The organism is Chitinophagales bacterium, from assembly GCA_019694975.1.
Classification (GTDB): Bacteria; Bacteroidota; Bacteroidia; order Chitinophagales; family UBA10324; genus JACCZZ01.
Window position 1 is genome coordinate 116204 of the sequence record JAIBAY010000002.1, and the last position, 22566, is coordinate 138769.

Annotated in this window: 3 protein-coding genes; 2 read left to right on the forward strand and 1 reads right to left on the reverse strand. The window is 44.3% G+C overall.

What is annotated here, in order from left to right:
• Nucleotides 1–9: 9 nt before the first annotated feature.
• On the forward strand, nucleotides 10–19908 hold the full coding sequence (locus tag K1X61_03775; protein MBX7107749.1) for a sulfatase-like hydrolase/transferase: 19899 nt from the start codon (nucleotides 10–12) through the stop codon (nucleotides 19906–19908).
• A 38-nt stretch (nucleotides 19909–19946) separates the two neighbouring features.
• Here the strand turns inward: K1X61_03775 and K1X61_03780 are convergent, their stop codons facing one another.
• Nucleotides 19947–21164 carry a T9SS type A sorting domain-containing protein gene (locus tag K1X61_03780; GenBank protein ID MBX7107750.1) on the reverse strand — a complete coding sequence of 406 codons (1218 nt, stop codon included), beginning with the start codon at nucleotides 21162–21164 and terminating at the stop codon, nucleotides 19947–19949.
• Nucleotides 21165–21317: 153 nt separating this feature from the next.
• Between K1X61_03780 and K1X61_03785 the strand changes: the two genes are divergently transcribed.
• The gene (locus K1X61_03785; GenBank protein MBX7107751.1) at nucleotides 21318–22313 is read left to right on the forward strand and encodes a hypothetical protein; all 996 of its coding nucleotides are present in this window, start codon (nucleotides 21318–21320) and stop codon (nucleotides 22311–22313) included.
• Nucleotides 22314–22566 lie beyond the last annotated feature (253 nt).

Here is a 22566-nt window from a genome sequence, read left to right on the forward strand (position 1 = left end):
CGCATCCTGATGGAATTGCAGAAGCCGGCTATCAAATATAATGACAGGCCGGCTATCGTGGCATCCGATTCAATATTGGCGCGATACGGGAAATTATTCGTCATTGTGTTCAGTCTTCTGATGGCTGAAGGCGTCGAAGCGCAGCAGAGCAAGCCCAATATTGTGGTAATCATGCTGGATGATGCGCGGTATGACATGTTCGCACCCAATGGCGGACCGGCATTTTTTAGCACTCCATCCATCAACAGGATTGCCGAAGAAGGCGTCAATTTCAGGTTTACGGGAGTTACCACGTCGCTATGCGCTCCAAGCCGCGCATCCATCTATACAGGTCTCTACGCACATCATCATGGAACGCTGGATAATGGAACTTCCCCAAATCCAGGATTAACCTACGTGTCTTCTGTACTACAGGATAATGGTTATAAGACTGCTTTTATAGGTAAATGGTTACTGGATTTTCACATACCTGATGATCCCGTAGGATTCGATTTCTGGGCCGTAACTGACTCCATCGAACACGACAGTATGACCATCCGTTTTGATGATGGCTCCCTCGCTTATTATATTGAACCGGAAGCAACCGTCTATACCGATTTAGGGTTGAATTTTGTAGAAAACATGGTGCCCGACGGATCTCCATGGGCACTTTTTCTCTTTTACCGCTATCCGCACAGTCCGTATGAACCCTACCCGGGAGAAGAGACCTTGTATCAGCAGGCTAATATCAATTACCCCGAAAATACAGGTCTTTATACCAAAGATTTTCCTTCGTACTTGTACCCGGGACATTTGTTTGAAGGTGACTCCACAGACCTGGATCAGGCAATAAGGGATTATTATGAAACAGGACATGCTGCAGAATATGCAGTTGACAGTGTAATGAAATACCTCGAAGCGCATCAGATTCTCGACAGCACATTAATTATTTTTTCGAGCGATAATGGATACCTGCTGGGCGAACATGGCATGGAGAAAAAAATTCTCGCCTATGAAGAGTCGCTCCGTGTGCCGCTATTTGTGCGATATCCGGCCTGGTTTCAAGCTGGCACTGTGATAGACAATGAAATTGCCGCCAATATTGATATCGCTTCTACGCTGCTGGAAGCCGCAGGTATTCCTGATACTTTTAATATGGATGGCGTGTCACTGCATCAGCTTGCACAGGGTCAGGTACATCGCAAATACTTTTATTACGAAAACTATCCCGAAGGCGGTAATAAATGGGAAGCCGTGAGGTCACTGGATTATACTTACATCTACAGCCTTTGTAACAGCACCACAGAAGAGTTTTTTGACCTCATTAATGACCCTCAGCAGAATATCAATCTTATCAACGATCCTGCTTATGCCGCCTTAATACAGATTCACCGGGATCAGCTGGATAGTCTCCGGCTATCGACTGGTGATACCACAAACTTCAAACTTGGAAAATGTAAACTCGAGAACGCCTATTTTGCCGATGCAGATGGCGATACTTATGGAAATTTCGATATAAGAAAAGATTCTGTTGCACAGCCTATCGGTTATGTTACAGATACAACAGATTGCAACGATTCAAATGCACAAATTCATCCTGGTGCTGCAGAAAACTGCAATGGCCTCGACGATAATTGTAATGGCCTCGTTGATGAAGGATTAGTTTTTACAACCTATTATACCGACGCAGATGACGATGGTTTCGGAAACCTGTCAGCTCAAGGCGTTTCTTTATGTAACAATCCCGGCGCAGGATATGCGGTTAGCCATGATGACTGCAATGATGCTAATGCGGCAATTCATCCATCAGCCACCGAGTTATGCAATACTTTGGATGATAACTGCAATGGAAGCATTGATGAAGGATTGGCTGTACTTTATTTTCCGGATATTGATGGTGATGGCTATGGAGATCTTCTTCTGCCGGGCGAATTATTTTGCAATAATCCAGGCAGTGGATTTTCAATAATAAATACCGACTGCAACGATTTAAATCCGGAAATACATCCTGACCTGGCAGAAAATTGCAATGGAACAGATGATAATTGTAATGGTCTGACTGATGAAGGGCTAAGTTTTATCACATACTATTCTGATATTGATCTGGACACGTACGGAAACATCTCCGATCCGGGAAATTCACTTTGTGCTGATCCGGGTGCAGGTTTCTCCGTTAATCATCTCGATTGTAATGACGGAGATGCTGCCATCAATCCTGCAGCTATTGAAATATGCAACGCTGCTGATGATGATTGTAACGGAAGTGCTGATGATGCTTTAGCTTTCATCACTTATTATATTGATCAGGACAATGATGCTTACGGAAATATCTCCGATCCGGGAAATTCGCTCTGTGCTGATCCGGGTTCAGGCTTTTCCTTTAATCATCTCGATTGTAATGACGGAAATGCAACCATCAATCCTGCAGCTATTGAAATATGCAACGCTGCTGATGATGATTGTAACGGAAGCGCAGATGATGGTTTAGCTTTCAACACTTATTATATTGATCAGGACAATGATGCTTACGGAAACATCTCCGATCCGGGCAATTCGCTTTGTGCCGATCCGGGCTCAGGCTTCTCCGTTAATCATCTCGACTGTAATGACGGAAATGCAACCATCAATCCTGCAGCTTTCGAGATATGCAACGCTGCTGATGATGATTGTAACGGAAGCGCAGATGATGGTTTAGCTTTCAACACTTATTATATTGATCAGGACAATGATGCTTACGGAAACATCTCCGATCCGGGCAATTCGCTTTGTGCCGATCCGGGCTCAGGCTTCTCCGTTAATCATCTCGACTGTAATGACGGAAATGCAACCATCAATCCTGCAGCTTTCGAGATATGCAACGCTGCTGATGATGATTGTAACGGAAGCGCAGATGATGGTTTAGCTTTCAACACTTATTATATTGATCAGGATAATGATGCTTACGGAAATATCTCCGATCCGGGCAATTCGCTTTGTGCCGATCCGGGTTCAGGCTTTTCCTTTAATCATCTCGACTGTAATGACGGAAATGCAACCATCAATCCTGCAGCTATTGAAATATGCAACGCTGCTGATGATGATTGTAACGGAAGTGCTGATGATGGTTTAGCTTTCATCACTTATTATATTGATCAGGACAATGATGCTTACGGAAATATCTCCGATCCGGGAAATTCGCTTTGCGCCGATCCGGGCTCAGGCTTTTCCTTTAATCATCTCGACTGTAATGACGGAAATGCAACCATCAATCCTGCAGCTATTGAAATATGCAACGCTGCTGATGATGATTGTAACGGAAGTGCTGATGATGGTTTAGCTTTCATCACTTATTATATTGATCAGGACAATGATGCTTACGGAAATATCTCCGATCCGGGAAATTCGCTTTGCGCCGATCCGGGCTCAGGCTTCTCCGTTAATCATCTCGACTGTAATGACGCAAATGCAACCATCAATCCTGCAGCTTTCGAGATATGCAACGCTGCTGATGATGATTGTAACGGAAGCGCAGATGATGGTTTAGCTTTCATCACTTATTATATTGATCAGGACAATGATGCTTACGGAAATATCTCCGATCCTGGAAATTCACTTTGCGCTGATCCGGGTTCAGGCTTCTCAGTCAATCATCTCGATTGTAATGACGGCAATGCTGCCATCAATCCTGCTGCTTTCGAGATATGCAATGCTGCTGATGATGATTGTAACGGAAGCTCAGATGATGGTTTAGCTTTCATCACTTATTATATTGATCAGGACAATGATGCTTACGGAAATATCTCCGATCCTGGAAATTCACTTTGCGTTGATCCGGGTTCAGGCTTCTCAGTCAATCATCTCGACTGTAATGACGGAAATGCAGCCATCAATCCTGTGGCTGCTGAAAGCTGCAATACTTTAGATGATAATTGTAATGGAACCATAGATGACGGTATTGTTTTCATTATCTATTATGCCGATAATGATATTGATGGTTTTGGCAGTATTTCAGATCCCGGAAATTCGCTATGCAATAATCCAGGTATTGGATTCTCCGCTAATAATTCCGATTGTAATGATACTAATGCATTTATTCATCCATTAATGGCTGAAAGCTGCAATGCAATCGATGACAATTGTAATGGAATATCAGATGAAGGATTAACTTTCAATACATATTATGCCGATCAGGACAATGATGGCTTCGGTAATATGTTTGTGACTGGCGCAACTTCATGTATAGATCCGGGTGCCGGATTCGCAATAAATAATTTTGATTGTTATGATTTAAATGCATTGATCAATCCCAATGCCGCAGAAAATTGCAATGGCATCGACGACAATTGCAATGGCAATACAGATGAAGGCTTAAACTTTATCAACTACTATGCAGATAATGATAATGATGGATTTGGAAATATACTTGATCCCGGAATCAATCTCTGCTATAATCCCGGTGCCGGACACGCTGCTAATAATAGTGATTGCAATGATGCGAGTGCTGCCATTAATCCGTCTGCACTGGAAACATGTAATGGCATTGATGACAACTGTAACGGATCTGCCGATGATGGCCTGTTATTCACCACTTACTACGCTGATCTCGACAACGACACCTTTGGTGATCTGAACGATGCCGGTACTTCACTTTGCAGTAACCCCGGAATCGGCTTCGCCATAGTCAATACCGATTGTAATGATGCCAATGCTACCATCAATCCTGCTGCTGCCGAAAGTTGCGATGGCATTGACGATAACTGTAACGGAAGCACAGATGATGGGATGATCTTCACTACTTATTATGCCGATCTCGACAACGATAGTTTTGGTGATTTGAATGATGCCGGAACTTCCCTTTGCAATAATCCGGGTGTAGGCTTCGCCATAGTCAATACCGATTGTAATGATGCCAATGCTAACATCAATCCTGCTGCTGTCGAAAGTTGCGATGGCATTGATGATAACTGTAACGGAACTGCAGATGACGGACTCGTCTTCACCACTTATTATGCTGATCTCGACAATGACAATTTTGGTGATCTGAATGATGGCGGAACTTCCCTCTGTAATAATCCGGGAATCGGCTTTGCTGTAGTCAATACTGATTGCAATGATGGTAATGCTTCCATTAATCCCGCTGCAATAGAAACTTGCAATGGCATTGATGACAACTGTAACGGATCTGCCGATGATGGCCTGTTATTCACCACTTACTACGCTGATCTCGACAACGACACCTTTGGTGATCTGAACGATGCCGGTACTTCGCTATGTAATAATCCCGGTGCAGGTTTTTCATTAAGTCATAGTGATTGCAATGATGGTAATGCTTCCGTTAATCCCGCTGCAGTTGAAAGCTGCAATGGTATTGATGATAACTGTAACGGTACAGCCGATGATGCGGTGGGAATCATTTCTTATTACGCCGATGCAGATGGTGATGGCTTTGGAAACCCTGCAATACAGATCGACAGCTGCGCCCAACCCGCAGGATTCGTGCTCCTCCCCACTGACTGCAATGATGCAATTGCTTCCATCAACCCGGCCGCTCCTGAAATCTGTAACACCATTGATGACAACTGCAGCGGTTCCGCTGATGAAGGACTCTTTGTGACTTATTATACCGATGCCGATGGCGACGGATTCGGAAACCAGGCTGCCTCGGGTGTCGACCTTTGCAGCAATCCCGGAACCGGATTTGCCATCAACAACCTCGACTGCAATGATGCCAGTGCTTCCATCAACCCGTCGGCTACAGAAACCTGTAACAGTACCGATGATGACTGCGATGGCACTGCCGATGACGGACTGGTATTCACCACCTACTACCCTGACCAGGACCATGACGGTTACGGCAAGCTTTCAAACCCGGGCAATACGGTTTGTTATTATCCGGGGCCCGGATTTGTTACCAATCATACTGATTGTAATGACGGTAACATAGCCATCAATCCCGGAGCAGCTGAAAGCTGTAATAACATTGATGATAACTGCAATGGCACAGCAGATGATGGCTTAGTTTTTATCACCTATTATGCTGATCAGGATCATGACACCTATGGAAATGTCTCGGATCCCGGAAATTCACTTTGTGCTGATCCCGGCTCAGGCTTCTCCGTCAACCATCTCGACTGTAACGACAACAATGCCATCATCAATCCGGCTGCATCAGAAAGCTGCAACAGCATAGATGACAATTGCAACGGGGCAACGGATGACGGATTGGTTTATTTATCCTGGTATATTGATCTCGACAATGATAGTTATGGCAATACAAATGATCCGGGCATTTCCGCTTGCAGCAACCCCGGTACAGGCTTTGTCCTGAATAACAGTGATTGCAATGATGAAAACTCCGCTGTTAATCCCGGTGCGGCAGAAAGCTGTAATGGTTCAGATGATAACTGTAATGGTATCACTGATGAAGGACTTGTTTTTACTACTTATTTTCCTGACACAGATCAAGATGGATTCGGTGATGCCTTTGAGCCCGGCATTTCCTTATGCAATCAACCAGGCAATAACTATGTAGAAAATAATGATGATTGCTATGATTATGATGCAGCAATCAATCCTGATGCGCCCGAAAACTGTAATGCCCTTGATGATAATTGCAACGGCCTTACCGATGAGGGGCTGATTTTCACTGTTTACTACACCGACCTGGATCAGGATGGGTTTGGAAATATACTCGATCCGGGAACTGCTTTTTGTGTTAACCCGGGCAATGGTTATGCTGCCAGCAATACAGATTGCAATGATATAAATGCTTCCATAAATCCTGCGGCTGCGGAAAACTGCAACGGCATTGATGATAATTGCAACGGAACAGCTGATGATGGCCTGGCCTTCACTTCTTATTATGCTGACCTCGATCATGACACTTTTGGTGATCTCAACGATGCCGGCACTTCGCTTTGTAATAATCCGGGCTTCGGCTTCTCATCAAACCACAATGATTGTAATGACAATAATGCATCCATCAATCCTGCAGCGGCAGAAAGCTGCAATGGCATAGATGATAACTGCAACGGAACAGCCGATGACGGGCTCGTCTTCACCACTTATTATGCTGACCTCGACAACGACAATTTTGGTGATCTGAATGATGGCGGTACTTCCCTTTGTAATAATCCGGGAGTAGGCTTTGCAATTGTAAACACTGATTGTGATGATGGTAGTGCCGTAATCAATCCTGCTGCAATAGAATCCTGCAATGGCATTGATGACAACTGCAACGGAACAGCCGATGACGGACTCGTCTTCACCACTTATTATGCTGACCTCGACAACGACAATTTTGGTGATCTGAATGATGGCGGCACTTCCCTTTGCAATATTCCGGGAATCGGCTTTGCTGTAGTCAATACTGATTGCAATGACGGTAATGCTTCGATTAATCCAAATGCCCTGGAAAGCTGCAATGGCATAGACGACAATTGCAATACATTGACTGATGACGGCATAGTTTTCACCACCTACTATCTCGACCTTGATCATGATGCATTTGGCAATATCGCAGATCCCGGCACTTCCCTTTGTATTGATCCGGGAATTGGTTTTGCCGTATTAAATACTGATTGTGATGATGCCAATGCTTCCGTTAATCCTACGGCTATTGAAAGCTGCAACGGTATTGATGATAACTGCAACGGATCAGCTGATGACGGCCTGGTCTTCACTACTTATTTTGCTGATCTGGATAACGACAGCTTTGGTGATTTGAATAATGCCGGAACTTCACTCTGTAGTAATCCCGGAATTGGTTTTGCTGTAGTCAATACCGATTGCGATGATGCTAATGCCTTCATCAACCCTGCTGCTGCCGAAAGTTGCAATGGCATTGATGATAACTGTAACGGAACAGCCGATGATGGGCTCGTCTTTGTTACCTATTATCCTGATCAAGACGGTGATGGATACGGAGATTTCTTTCTGCCAGGAATTTCTTTGTGCAATAATCCAGGGGCCGGTTTTGCAAACAATAACACCGACTGCTACGACATCAATGCAAGCATTCATCCCAATGCTGCCGAAATATGTAACAGCCTTGATGACAACTGTAATGGCTCAGCAGATGACGGGCTCGTCTTCACTACTTACTATGCCGATCTCGACAACGATAGTTTTGGTGATCTGAATGATACCGGAACTTCACTTTGCAGTAACCCCGGAATCGGCTTCGCCATAATCAATACCGATTGTAATGATGCCAATGCTACCATCAATCCTGCTGCTGCCGAAAGTTGCGATGGCATTGATGATAACTGTAACGGAAGCACAGATGATGGGCTGGTCTTCACCACTTATTATGCTGATCTCGATAATGACACTTTTGGTGATTTGAATGATGCCGGAACTTCCCTTTGCAATAATCCGGGTGTAGGCTTCGCCATAGTCAATACCGATTGTAATGATGCCAATGCTAACATCAATCCTGCTGCTGCCGAAAGTTGCGATGGCATTGATGATAACTGTAACGGATCTGCCGATGATGGCCTTTTATTCACCACTTACTACGCTGATCTCGACAACGACACTTTTGGTGATCTGAACGATGCCGGTACTTCGCTATGTAATAATCCCGGTGCAGGTTTTTCATTAAGTCATAGTGATTGCAATGATGGTAATGCTTCCATTAATCCCGCTGCAATAGAAAGCTGTAATGGCATTGATGATAACTGTAACGGATCTGCCGATGATGGCCTGTTATTTACCACTTACTACGCTGATCTCGACAACGACACTTTTGGTGATCTGAATGATGCCGGTACTTCGCTATGTAATAATCCAGGAAGCGGTTTTGCTGTAGTGAATACTGATTGCAATGATGGCAATGCCTTTATCAATCCTGCTGCTACAGAAACTTGCAATGGCATTGATGATAACTGTAACGGCACAGCCGATGATGCGGTGGGAATCATTTCTTATTACGCCGATGCAGATGGTGATGGCTTTGGAAACCCTGCAATACAGATCGACAGCTGCGCCCAACCCGCAGGATTCGTGCTCCTCCCTACTGACTGCAATGATGCAATTGCTTCCATCAACCCGGCCGCTCCTGAAATCTGTAACACCATTGATGACAACTGCAGCGGTTCCGCTGATGAAGGACTCTTTGTGACTTATTATACCGATGCCGATGGCGACGGATTCGGAAACCAGGCTGCCTCGGGTGTCGACCTTTGCAGCAATCCCGGAACCGGATTTGCCATCAACAACCTCGACTGCAATGATGCCAGTGCTTCCATCAACCCGTCGGCTACAGAAACCTGTAACAGTACCGATGATGACTGCGATGGCACTGCCGATGACGGACTGGTATTCACCACCTACTACCCTGACCAGGACCATGACGGTTACGGCAAGCTTTCAAACCCGGGCAATACGGTTTGTTATTATCCGGGGCCCGGATTTGTTACCAATCATACTGATTGTAATGACGGTAACATAGCCATCAATCCCGGAGCAGCTGAAAGCTGTAATAACATTGATGATAACTGCAATGGCACAGCAGATGATGGCTTAGTTTTTATCACCTATTATGCTGATCAGGATCATGACACCTATGGAAATGTCTCGGATCCCGGAAATTCACTTTGTGCTGATCCCGGCTCAGGCTTCTCCGTCAACCATCTCGACTGTAACGACAACAATGCCATCATCAATCCGGCTGCATCAGAAAGCTGCAACGGCATTGATGACAACTGCAACGGGGCAACCGATGATGGCTTAGTATATGTTACCTATTACCCTGATCAGGATGGCGATGGCTATGGAGATTTTTTCCAGCCCGGCATCAATTTCTGTAATGATCCCGGAAATGGATTTGCCGCTAATAACACTGATTGCTACGATATCAATGCAAGTATTCATCCTGATGCTACTGAAATCTGCAATGGTATAGACGACAATTGCAACGGAACAGCCGATGACGGGCTGGTCTTTACTACTTATTATGCTGATTTAGATAACGACACTTTTGGCGATTTAAATGATGCCGGAATTTCACTCTGTAGTAATCCCGGAAGCGGCTTTTCTGTAGTTAATACCGATTGCAATGACGGTAATGCCGCAATAAATCCTGTTGTTACAGAAAGCTGCAACGGCATTGATGATAACTGTAATGGCTCAGCTGATGATGGCCTCGTCTTCACTACTTATTATGCTGATCTCGATAACGACACTTTTGGCGATTTGAATGATATCGGAACTTCGCTTTGTAATAATCCGGGAAGTGGTTTTTCTGTAGTTAATACCGATTGCAATGATGGAAATGCTTTGATTAATCCAACTGCAATAGAAAGCTGCAATGGTATTGATGATAACTGTAATGGCTCAGCTGATGACGGGCTGGTCTTCACGACTTATTATGCTGATCTCGACAATGACAGTTTTGGTGATTTGAATGATGCCGGAACTTCACTTTGCAATAATCCTGGAATTGGCTTTGCAGTTGTAAACACAGATTGTGATGATGGAAATGCTTTGATTAATCCAACTGCAATAGAAAGCTGCAACGGCATTGATGATAACTGTAATGGCTCAGCTGATGACGGGCTGGTCTTCACCACTTATTATGCTGATCTCGACAATGACAGTTTTGGTGATTTGAATGATGCCGGAACCTCCCTTTGTAGTAATCCGGGAAGTGGTTTTTCTGTAGTTAATACCGATTGCAATGACGGTAATGCCGCAATAAATCCTGCTGTTACAGAAAGCTGCAACGGCATTGATGATAACTGTACCGGAAGCACAGATGATGGGCTGGTCTTCACCACTTATTATGCTGATCTCGACAATGACACTTTTGGTGATTTGAATGATGCCGGAACTTCCCTTTGCAGTAATCCGGGAAGTGGTTTTTCTGTAGTTAATACCGATTGCAATGACGGTAATGCCGCAATAAATCCTGCTGTTACAGAAAGCTGCAACGGCATTGATGATAACTGTAATGGCACAGCCGACGATGGTTTGGTCTTCACTACTTATTATGCTGATCTTGACTTTGACGGTTTTGGTGATCTGAATGATGCCGGAACTTCACTTTGCAATAATCCGGGAATTGGTTTTGCTGTGGCCAACACTGATTGTGATGATGGTAATGCTTCGATTAATCCAACTGCAATAGAAAGTTGCAATGGCATTGATGACAACTGTAACGGAAGCACAGATGATGGGCTCGTCTTCACTACTTATTATACCGATCTCGACAATGACAGTTTTGGTGATTTGAACGATGCCGGAATTTCACTTTGTAATAACCCCGGAATCGGCTTTGCAGTGATTAACACCGATTGCAATGATGCTAATGCTTCGATTAATCCTGCTGCAATAGAAAGCTGCAACGGCATTGATGATAACTGTAACGGAACAGCCGATGATGGGCTCGTCTTTGTTACCTATTATCCTGATCAAGACGGTGATGGATACGGAGATTTCTTTCTGCCAGGCATTTCTTTGTGCAATAATCCAGGGGCCGGTTTTGCAAACAATAACACCGACTGCTACGACATCAATGCAAGCATTCATCCCAATGCTGCCGAAATATGTAACAGCATAGATGACAACTGTAATGGCGCAGCCGATGACGGACTCGTCTTCACTACTTACTATACTGATCTGGATAACGACACTTTTGGTGACCTGAATGATGCCGGAACTTCCTTTTGCAGTAACCCCGGAATTGGCTTCGCCATAGTCAATACCGATTGTAATGATGCCAATGCTACCATCAATCCTGCTGCTGCCGAAAGCTGCAATGGTATTGATGATAACTGTAATGGCACAGCAGATGACGGGCTCGTCTTCACTACTTATTTTGCCGATCTCGACAACGATAGTTTTGGTGATCTGAATGATGCCGGAACTTCACTTTGCAGTAACCCCGGAATCGGCTTCGCCATAGTCAATACCGATTGTAATGATGCCAATGCTAACATCAATCCTGCTGCTGCCGAAAGTTGCGATGGCATTGATGATAACTGTAACGGAACTGCAGATGACGGACTCGTCTTCACCACTTATTATGCTGATCTCGACAATGACAATTTTGGTGATCTGAACGATGGCGGAACTTCCCTCTGTAATAATCCGGGAATCGGTTTTGCTGTAGTGAATACTGATTGCAATGATGGTAATTCCTTTATCAATCCAACTGCAATAGAAACCTGCAATGGCATTGATGATAACTGTAACGGAAGCACAGATGACGGGCTCGTCTTCACTACTTATTATGCTGATCTCGACAACGACACTTTTGGTGATCTGAACGATGCCGGTACTTCGCTATGTAATAATCCCGGTGCAGGTTTTTCATTAAGTCATAGTGATTGCAATGATGGTAATGCTTCCATTAATCCCGCTGCAATAGAAAGCTGTAATGGCATTGATGATAACTGTAACGGATCTGCCGATGATGGCCTGTTATTTACCACTTACTACGCTGATCTCGACAACGACACTTTTGGTGATCTGAATGATGCCGGTACTTCGCTATGTAATAATCCAGGAAGCGGTTTTGCTGTAGTGAATACTGATTGCAATGATGGCAATGCCTTTATCAATCCTGCTGCTACAGAAACTTGCAATGGCATTGATGATAACTGTAACGGCACAGCCGATGATGCGGTGGGAATCATTTCTTATTACGCCGATGCAGATGGTGATGGCTTTGGAAACCCTGCAATACAGATCGACAGCTGCGCCCAACCCGCAGGATTCGTGCTCCTCCCTACTGACTGCAATGATGCAATTGCTTCCATCAACCCGGCCGCTCCTGAAATCTGTAACACCATTGATGACAACTGCAGCGGTTCCGCTGATGAAGGACTCTTTGTGACTTATTATACCGATGCCGATGGCGACGGATTCGGAAACCAGGCTGCCTCGGGTGTCGACCTTTGCAGCAATCCCGGAACCGGATTTGCCATCAACAACCTCGACTGCAATGATGCCAGTGCTTCCATCAACCCGTCGGCTACAGAAACCTGTAACAGTACCGATGATGACTGCGATGGTACTGCCGATGACGGACTGGTATTCACCACGTATTATGTTGATCAGGATAACGACAGCTTTGGCGATTTGAATGATGCCGGAACTTCTCTCTGTAATAATCCCGGAAGTGGCTTTACTGTAGTCAACACTGATTGCAATGATGGTAATGCTTCGATTAATCCTGCTGCTAGCGAAAGTTGTAATGGCATTGATGATAATTGCAACGGAAGCATAGATGACGGACTTGTTTTCACCACATATTTTGCAGATTTGGATAACGACAGTTTCGGTGATTTGAATGATATCGGAACTTCACTTTGCAGCAATCCCGGAATTGGCTTTGCTGTGGCCAACACTGATTGCAATGACAGTAATGCTTCGATTAATCCTTCTGTGATAGAAAGCTGCAACGGCTTTGACGACAACTGTAATGGCGCAGCCGATGACGGACTCGTCTTTACCACTTATTATGCTGATTTCGACAACGACACTTTTGGCGATTTGAATGATGCCGGAACTTCACTTTGCAATAATCCTGGAATTGGCTTTGCTGTAGTGAATACTGATTGCAATGATGGTAATGCTTCGATTAATCCAACTGCAATAGAAAGCTGCAACGGCATTGATGATAACTGTAATGGAACAGCCGATGATGGGCTCGTCTTTGTTACCTATTATCCTGATCAAGACAGTGATGGATACGGAGATTTCTTTCTGCCAGGTATTTCTTTGTGCAATAATCCAGGGGCCGGTTTTGCAAACAATAACACCGACTGCTACGACATCAATGCAAGCATTCATCCCAATGCTGCCGAAATATGTAACAGCATTGATGACAACTGTAATGGCGCAGCCGATGACGGACTGGTCTTTACTACTTATTATGCTGATTTAGATAACGACACTTTTGGCGATTTAAATGATGCCGGAATTTCACTCTGTAGTAATCCCGGAAGCGGCTTTTCTGTAGTTAATACCGATTGCAATGACGGTAATGCCGCAATAAATCCTGTTGTTACAGAAAGCTGCAACGGCATTGATGATAACTGTAATGGCTCAGCAGATGATGGTTTGGTCTTCACTACTTATTATGCTGATCTTGACTTTGACGGTTTTGGTGATCTGAACGATGCCGGAACTTCACTTTGCAATAATCCGGGAATTGGTTTTGCTGTGGCCAACACTGATTGTGATGATGGTAATGCTTCGATTAATCCAACTGCAATAGAAAGTTGCAATGGCATTGATGACAACTGTAACGGAAGCACAGATGATGGGCTGGTCTTCACTACTTATTTTGCCGATCTCGACAATGACACTTTTGGTGATCTGAATGATGCCGGAACTTCACTTTGCAGCAATCCCGGAATCGGCTTTGTTGAAGTCAATACCGATTGCAATGATGGAAATGCTTTGATTAATCCAACTGCAATAGAAAGCTGCAACGGCATTGATGATAACTGTAATGGCTCAGCTGATGATGGCCTCGTCTTCACCACTTATTATGCTGATCTCGACAATGACAGTTTTGGTGATTTGAATGATGCCGGAACTTCACTTTGCAGTAATCCTGGAAGCGGCTTTGCTGTAGTCAACACTGATTGTGATGATGGTAATGCTTCGATTAATCCAACTGCAATAGAAAGCTGCAACGGTATTGATGATAACTGTAATGGCACAGCCGACGATGGTTTGGTCCTCACAACTTATTTCGTTGATCTGGATAACGACACTTTTGGCGATTTGAATGATATCGGAACTTCACTTTGCAGCAATCCGGGAAGCGGCTTTGCTGTAGACAATACCGATTGCAATGACGGTAATGCCGCAATAAATCCTGCTGCTACAGAAAGCTGCAACGGTATTGATGACAACTGTAACGGAAGCACAGATGATGGCCTCGTCTTCACTACTTATTATGCTGATCTCGACAATGACAGTTTCGGTGATTTGAACGATGCCGGAACTTCACTTTGCAGTAATCCCGGAAGCGGCTTTGCTGTAGTTAATACCGATTGTGATGATGGTAATGCTTCGATTAATCCTGCTGTGATAGAAAGCTGCAACGGTATTGATGACAACTGTAACGGAAGCACAGATGATGGACTGGTCTTCACTACTTATTATGCTGATCTCGACAATGACACTTTTGGTGATCTGAATGATGCCGGAACTTCACTTTGCAGTAATCCCGGAATCGGTTTTGCTGTAGTCAATACAGATTGTGATGATGGTAATGCTTCGATTAATCCTGCTGTGATAGAAAGCTGCAACGGTATTGATGATAACTGTAGCGGTACAGCCGATGACGGACTCGTCTTTACCACTTATTATGCTGATCTCGATAACGACACTTTTGGCGATTTGAATGATGCCGGAACCTCCCTTTGTAGTAATCCCGGAATTGGTTTTGCTGTAGTCAATACAGATTGTGATGATGGTAATGCCGCAATAAATCCTGCTGCTACAGAAAGCTGCAATGGCATTGATGATAACTGTAACGGAACTGCAGATGACGGGCTGGTCTTCACCACTTATTATGCTGATCTCGACAATGACAGTTTTGGTGATTTGAATGATCCCGGAACTTCACTTTGCAGTAATCCCGGAATCGGTTTTGCTGTAGTCAATACCGATTGTGATGATGGTAATACTTCGATTAATCCTGCTGCTACCGAAAGTTGTAATGGCATTGATGACAACTGCAACGGATCTGCCGATGACGGCCTCGTTTTCACTACATATTATGCTGACCTTGATAACGACACTTTTGGCGATTTGAATGATGCCGGAACCTCCCTTTGTAGTAATCCGGGAAGTGGTTTTTCTGTAGTTAATACCGATTGCAATGACGGTAATGCCGCAATAAATCCTGCTGTTACAGAAAGCTGCAACGGCATTGATGATAACTGTAACGGAACTGCAGATGATGGGCTGGTCTTCACCACTTATTATGCTGATCTCGACAATGACACTTTTGGTGATTTGAATGATGCCGGAACTTCACTTTGCAGTAATCCGGGAAGCGGTTTTTCTGTAGTTAATACCGATTGCAATGACGGTAATGCCGTAATAAATCCTGTTGTTACAGAAAGCTGCAACGGTATTGATGATAACTGTAATGGCACAGCCGACGATGGTTTGGTCTTCACTACATATTATGCTGATCTCGACAATGACACTTTTGGTGATCTGAATGATGCCGGAACTTCACTTTGCAATAATCCTGGAATTGGCTTTGCAGTTGTAAACACAGATTGTGATGATGGAAATGCTTTGATTAATCCAACTGCAATAGAAAGCTGCAACGGCATTGATGATAACTGTAATGGCTCAGCTGATGACGGGCTGGTCTTCACCACTTATTATGCTGATCTCGACAATGACACTTTTGGTGATTTGAATGATGCCGGAACTTCACTTTGCAGTAATCCGGGAAACGGTTTTTCTGTAGTTAATACCGATTGCAATGACGGTAATGCCGTAATAAATCCTGTTGTTACAGAAAGCTGCAACGGTATTGATGATAACTGTAATGGCACAGCCGACGATGGTTTGGTCTTCACTCCTTATTATGCTGATCTTGACTTTGACGGTTTTGGTGATCTGAACGATGCCGGTACTTCACTTTGCAATAATCCCGGAATTGGCTTTGCTGTAGTCAATACCGATTGTGATGATGGTAATGCTTCGATTAATCCTGCCGTAATAGAAAGCTGCAATGGCATTGATGATAACTGTAACGGAAGCACAGATGACGGACTCGCTTTCACCACATATTATGCAGATCTGGATAACGACAGCTTTGGTGATTTGAATGATGCCGGAACTTCACTTTGCAATAATCCGGGAATTGGTTTTGCTGTGGCCAACACTGATTGTGATGATGGTAATGCTTCGATTAATCCTGCCGTAATAGAAAGCTGCAATGGCATTGATGATAACTGTAATGGCTCAGCAGATGATGGTTTGGTCTTCACCACTTATTATGCTGATCTCGACAATGACAGTTTCGGTGATTTGAATGATGCCGGAACTTCCCTTTGTAGTAATCCGGGAAGTGGTTTTGCTATAGTGAATACTGATTGCAATGATGGCAATTCATTTATCAATCCTGCTGCTACAGAAAGCTGCAATGGCATTGATGATAACTGTAACGGAACTGCAGATGACGGGCTGGTCTTCACCACTTATTATGCTGATCTCGATAACGACACTTTTGGCGATTTGAATGATATCGGAACTTCCCTTTGTAGTAATCCGGGAATTGGCTTTGCTGTAGTCAATAATGATTGCAATGACGGTAATGCTTCGATTAATCCTGCTGCTACAGAAACTTGCAATGGCATTGATGATAACTGTAACGGATCTGCCGATGATGGCCTGTTATTCACTACTTACTACGATGATCTCGACAATGACACTTTTGGTGATCTGAATGATGCCGGAACTTCACTTTGCAGTAATCCTGGAAGCGGCTTTGCTGTAGTCAACACTGATTGTGATGATGGTAATGCTTCGATTAATCCAACTGCAATAGAAAGCTGCAACGGTATTGATGATAACTGTAATGGCACAGCCGACGATGGTTTGGTCTTCACAACTTATTATGCTGATCTGGACAACGACAGCTACGGAAGCCTGGCAGATCCAGGTACTTCACTTTGCAGTAACCCGGGAAGCAGCTTTGCTGTAGTAAATACCGATTGTGATGATGGTAATGCTTCGATTAATCCTGCCGTAATAGAAAGCTGCAACGGCATTGATGATAACTGTAATGGCTCAGCCGACGATGGTTTGGTCTTCACCACATATTATGCTGATCTCGACAATGACAGTTTTGGCGATTTGAATGATGCCGGAACTTCACTTTGCAGTAACCCCGGAATCGGCTTTGCAGTGATTAATACCGATTGCAATGACGGTAATGCTTCGATTAATCCTGCTGCAATAGAAAGCTGCAATGGTATTGATGATAACTGTAATGGCACAGCCGACGATGGTTTGGTCTTCACCACTTATTATGCTGATCTCGACAATGACACTTTTGGCGATTTGAATGATGCCGGAACTTCACTTTGCAGTAACCCCGGAATCGGCTTTGCAGTGATTAATACCGATTGCAATGACGGTAATGCTTCGATTAATCCTGCTGCAATAGAAAGCTGCAATGGTATTGATGATAACTGTAATGGCACAGCCGACGATGGTTTGGTCTTCACCACTTATTATGCTGATCTCGACAATGACACTTTTGGCGATTTGAATGATATCGGAACTTCCCTTTGTAGTAATCCGGGAATTGGCTTTGCTGTAGTCAATAATGATTGCAATGACGGTAATGCTTCGATTAATCCTGCTGCTACAGAAACTTGCAATGGCATTGATGATAACTGTAACGGATCTGCCGATGATGGCCTGTTATTCACTACTTACTACGATGATCTCGACAATGACACTTTTGGTGATCTGAATGATGCCGGAACTTCACTTTGCAGTAATCCTGGAAGCGGCTTTGCTGTAGTCAACACTGATTGTGATGATGGTAATGCTTCGATTAATCCAACTGCAATAGAAAGCTGCAACGGTATTGATGATAACTGTAATGGCACAGCCGACGATGGTTTGGTCTTCACAACTTATTTCGTTGATCTGGATAACGACACTTTTGGCGATTTGAATGATGCCGGAACTTCACTTTGCAGTAACCCCGGAATCGGCTTTGCAGTGATTAATACCGATTGCAATGACGGTAATGCTTCGATTAATCCTGCTGCAATAGAAAGCTGCAATGGTATTGATGATAACTGTAATGGCACAGCCGACGATGGTTTGGTCTTCACTACTTATTATGCTGATCTGGACAACGACAGCTACGGAAGCCTGGCAGATCCAGGTACTTCACTTTGCAGTAACCCTGGCGCAGGTTATTCATTAAGCCATAATGATTGCAATGACAATAACGCAGCCATCAATCCTTCAGCATCAGAAACCTGTAACGGCATTGATGACAACTGCAACGGAACAGCTGATGACGGACTGGTGTTCACGACGTATTATCTTGATCAGGATAATGACAGCTACGGAAGCCTGGCAGATGCCGGCACTTCGCTCTGCAATAATCCGGGAACAGGATATGCTACGAATCATACTGATTGCAACGACGCAAATGCGCTGATTAATCCGGCCGGAACTGAAACATGCAATACACTTGATGACAACTGCAATGGCAGTGCGGATGAAGGTTTGATTTTCATCAACTACTACCCTGATGCCGACAATGATAATTTCGGTAATCAGTTGAACGCCGGCATTTCATTATGCAGTAATCCCGGAACCGGTTACTCCGTTAATAATGAAGATTGTAATGATAATAACGCTTTCATAAACCCTGCGGTAACGGAAAGCTGCAACGGCATTGATGATAACTGCAATGATACACTGGATGAAGGATTCGCGCTTACCTTGTTTTACCAGGATGCAGATAATGACACCTTTGGTGACTCAACCAATCAGATCAGCGCATGCGAAGCTCCTGCAGGTTATGTTGCAGACAGCACAGATTGCAATGACAATAGCGCAACAGTGAATCCGGGTGCCCCTGAAATTTTACCCAATGGTGTTGATGATGATTGTGACGGATACATTGATGAGATAAGCGTAGGCATCGCAACACCACAAAGTAATCCCGTGCATCTGGATGTTTATCCCAATCCTACGGACGGAGATTTTGTGATTTATCTGCAATTACCTGTTGAGGTTGATGTGCAGGCCAATATTGAATTACGGAATCTCATTGGACAGGTTAAGCTGAACAAGAGCGTTCAGCTGCACAAAGGGAAACTGGCGGAAGAGATGCATCTCAACAGCACTGATGCGTCCGGCATATATTACCTGACCGTTACGCTTGCTGATCATGTATATACTGCACAAATAGTTTATCAGCAGTAAAAGTGTCTGCGCTTCCGGCAGTTAACTTGAAGCCAGCGTTATTGCCTGGCTATTTTTCCCTGCAACACCTGACCTTTTATTTTCAGGTGATAGAAATAGATGCCGTCTTTCAATGATGACAGCTGAAGAATTAATTTGGCTGAAGCATGAAATTGCTGCCGTTCCACCACCCTTCCTACAATGTCGGTCAGAAAAAACTCAATGTCCGATGATGGTAAAGGTGAAAACGCAAACGTTACTTCTTCATTAAAAGGATTCGGAAATACGGATACTGCTGTTTGTTGTGAAACAATAGGTTCATCACCGGTTACCTCAAACTGTAGTTTCGCAATGATGGGAATATGATCCGACGCCTGGTGCAATGCATTCGCTATTTCCATGCTCACTGCCGTATTGGGTGGCCTGTTGATGGAATCATTATAGTGATTGCCGTCATTACCGTAGGGTACCGTACTGCCGGGAACATAGCTGATGCCGCCTGCCTCCATGATCGCATTGCTGAAAAGTATCATATCAAAACGATCATCCATGCCACCTGTCACTCCACCGCCGAAGCTGCGCACACGTGGTGATTGCGTATGATACTTAGCATTGGCTGAAGTATTGAAGTTGCCACTGACAGGCAGCGGATCGTTGAAATTACCATCATCCGTGGCATTATCCTGCATCAGTTTTTGATATGGTGTCTCATTGGATGAATAGATATTAAAATCACCACACACAATAAAATCAGAACCCGCCGGCAATGCATTCGTCCGTTTCCGCAGCGAATCCACTTCCAAAGCACGCTGCGCTTCATCGCTGGCTGAAGAACTGGCTTTCAGATGAACCGCATAAAGACGCAGGGTATCGCCACTTGCTTTATGAATAACGGTAAACTCATTGATATCCCGCAAATCAGTTTTTATTGCCTTGTTGCTGATAAATGTGAACTTTTCATTTCGATAGATGAGGGCTTTATTGGTATCAAAACCGGTTATGAAGGCGCCCAGTGAATATATATCGGCGGAGTCATTCATCACGTTGGCCACGAATCCCTGTATGGCCGAATACACAACAATCTCTTCACATACAAGCAGGTCCGGTTTCACTTCTTGCATAATCTTCCTGAAATAAGGATTGCGCAGAGCGGAATCGGCCTGGATACCTTCATAGTTCAGGAGATTATAGGCCATCACAGTTACCGTTTCCTGGGCCTGTGAAAGCAATGGCATCGATGAGAGAAGCAACAGGATTCTGAGGGAGAGAAACTTCATGTCGGAAAAGTAATGTTTTATTCGTGAAAGCCCGGTTAACCCGTTTGACCGGCCGTACTTTGTTTATGACAGATTATTATGGAAATTTATGACCGGCCAAGTGCCCGAAGGCACTGTTCACCTTGTCATCAACAATCAACAAAACTTTTTCCATTGGATCCCTACCCTCCACTATCTGACGATCCCATAAACATAAGCGCTGCCGGTGATTCGCCGCCTGCGTTTTCCTGGGAAGACTGGTATGCAGCAGTGGGTGGACGAACCATTAATATTGAAGCGGTAAATGATTACCTGCAAAAGATTTATGAGGATCAGTATAAACGTTTTGAAAGCACGGTGGCTCCCGTTAAAAAGGAATTTGCCAGTGCAGCCGAAGCAGCAAGGACGATAAAGGAAAAGGCATTTTCATTCGGTGCCGACATCGTTGGCATCTGCAAGATTGAGCCGTCAGATATTTACAGGGGAAAAACCGTTACGGAGAAGTATGCCATTGCAGTCGGCCAGAGGATGTTGTGGCGGGCATTCCAGGTGGTGCCATCTGAAGCCGCTGCCATAGAATGCCTGCGCATTTATTATACGCTGGGAGAAACAGTCATTCAGCTCGCAAGCTATATTCGTTCACTGGGTTTTTCGTGCAAGGTGGAACATCCGATAGGCGACAGCGATGTGCTGCATATTCCAATTGGGCTGAAAGCGGGTTTCGGTGAGTTGGGACGGCACGGCTCTATCATTCATCCAAAGTTAGGACCGTTGTTCAGAATGGGCAGTGTGATCACTTCTATTCCAATGGAAACAGATCATCCAATTGATGCAGGCATAGCAAAATTCTGCGACAATTGCCGTGCCTGCAGAATTTATTGCCCGGCGAAAGCAATCCCTGATACCCGCAGCGAATCTGCCGGAAAAGACCATCTTGGCAACTACCGGTACCAGGTTGATACCGCCAAATGCTTCCCCTACTTCGCCAATCATTACTACTGTTCCGCCTGCCTTCCGGTTTGCGTTTACAACCATAAAGAATGGGCGAAAGACTTTGAAGGTTTTGAAACGAAACTTTTTCCGCAGGTGATCATGAAAGATCCTCCTCCACCCGCTGATACAATTGCACCCGAAAAGCGGCATGATTATCCGCATGTAAAAAGGGAATAGAAGCTATTTCGTAATACCTGGAATCATCCTGTCACGATTACTCGGGATCAGGATATCTTCAGTTCATTGACAGATACAGAAATAAATTCCACATGACAACATTGATTGCCTGTTTTGAGACAGCTTCCTGCAAAAACCGGATTCAGTTTTTAAGGCAGCTCCTGTTTATATTGACCTTACTGCAGCTCATACATGATGATTTCAATATGAATTCCGGAACCACATTTTAATTTTCTCAATGCCTGTTTGAAGG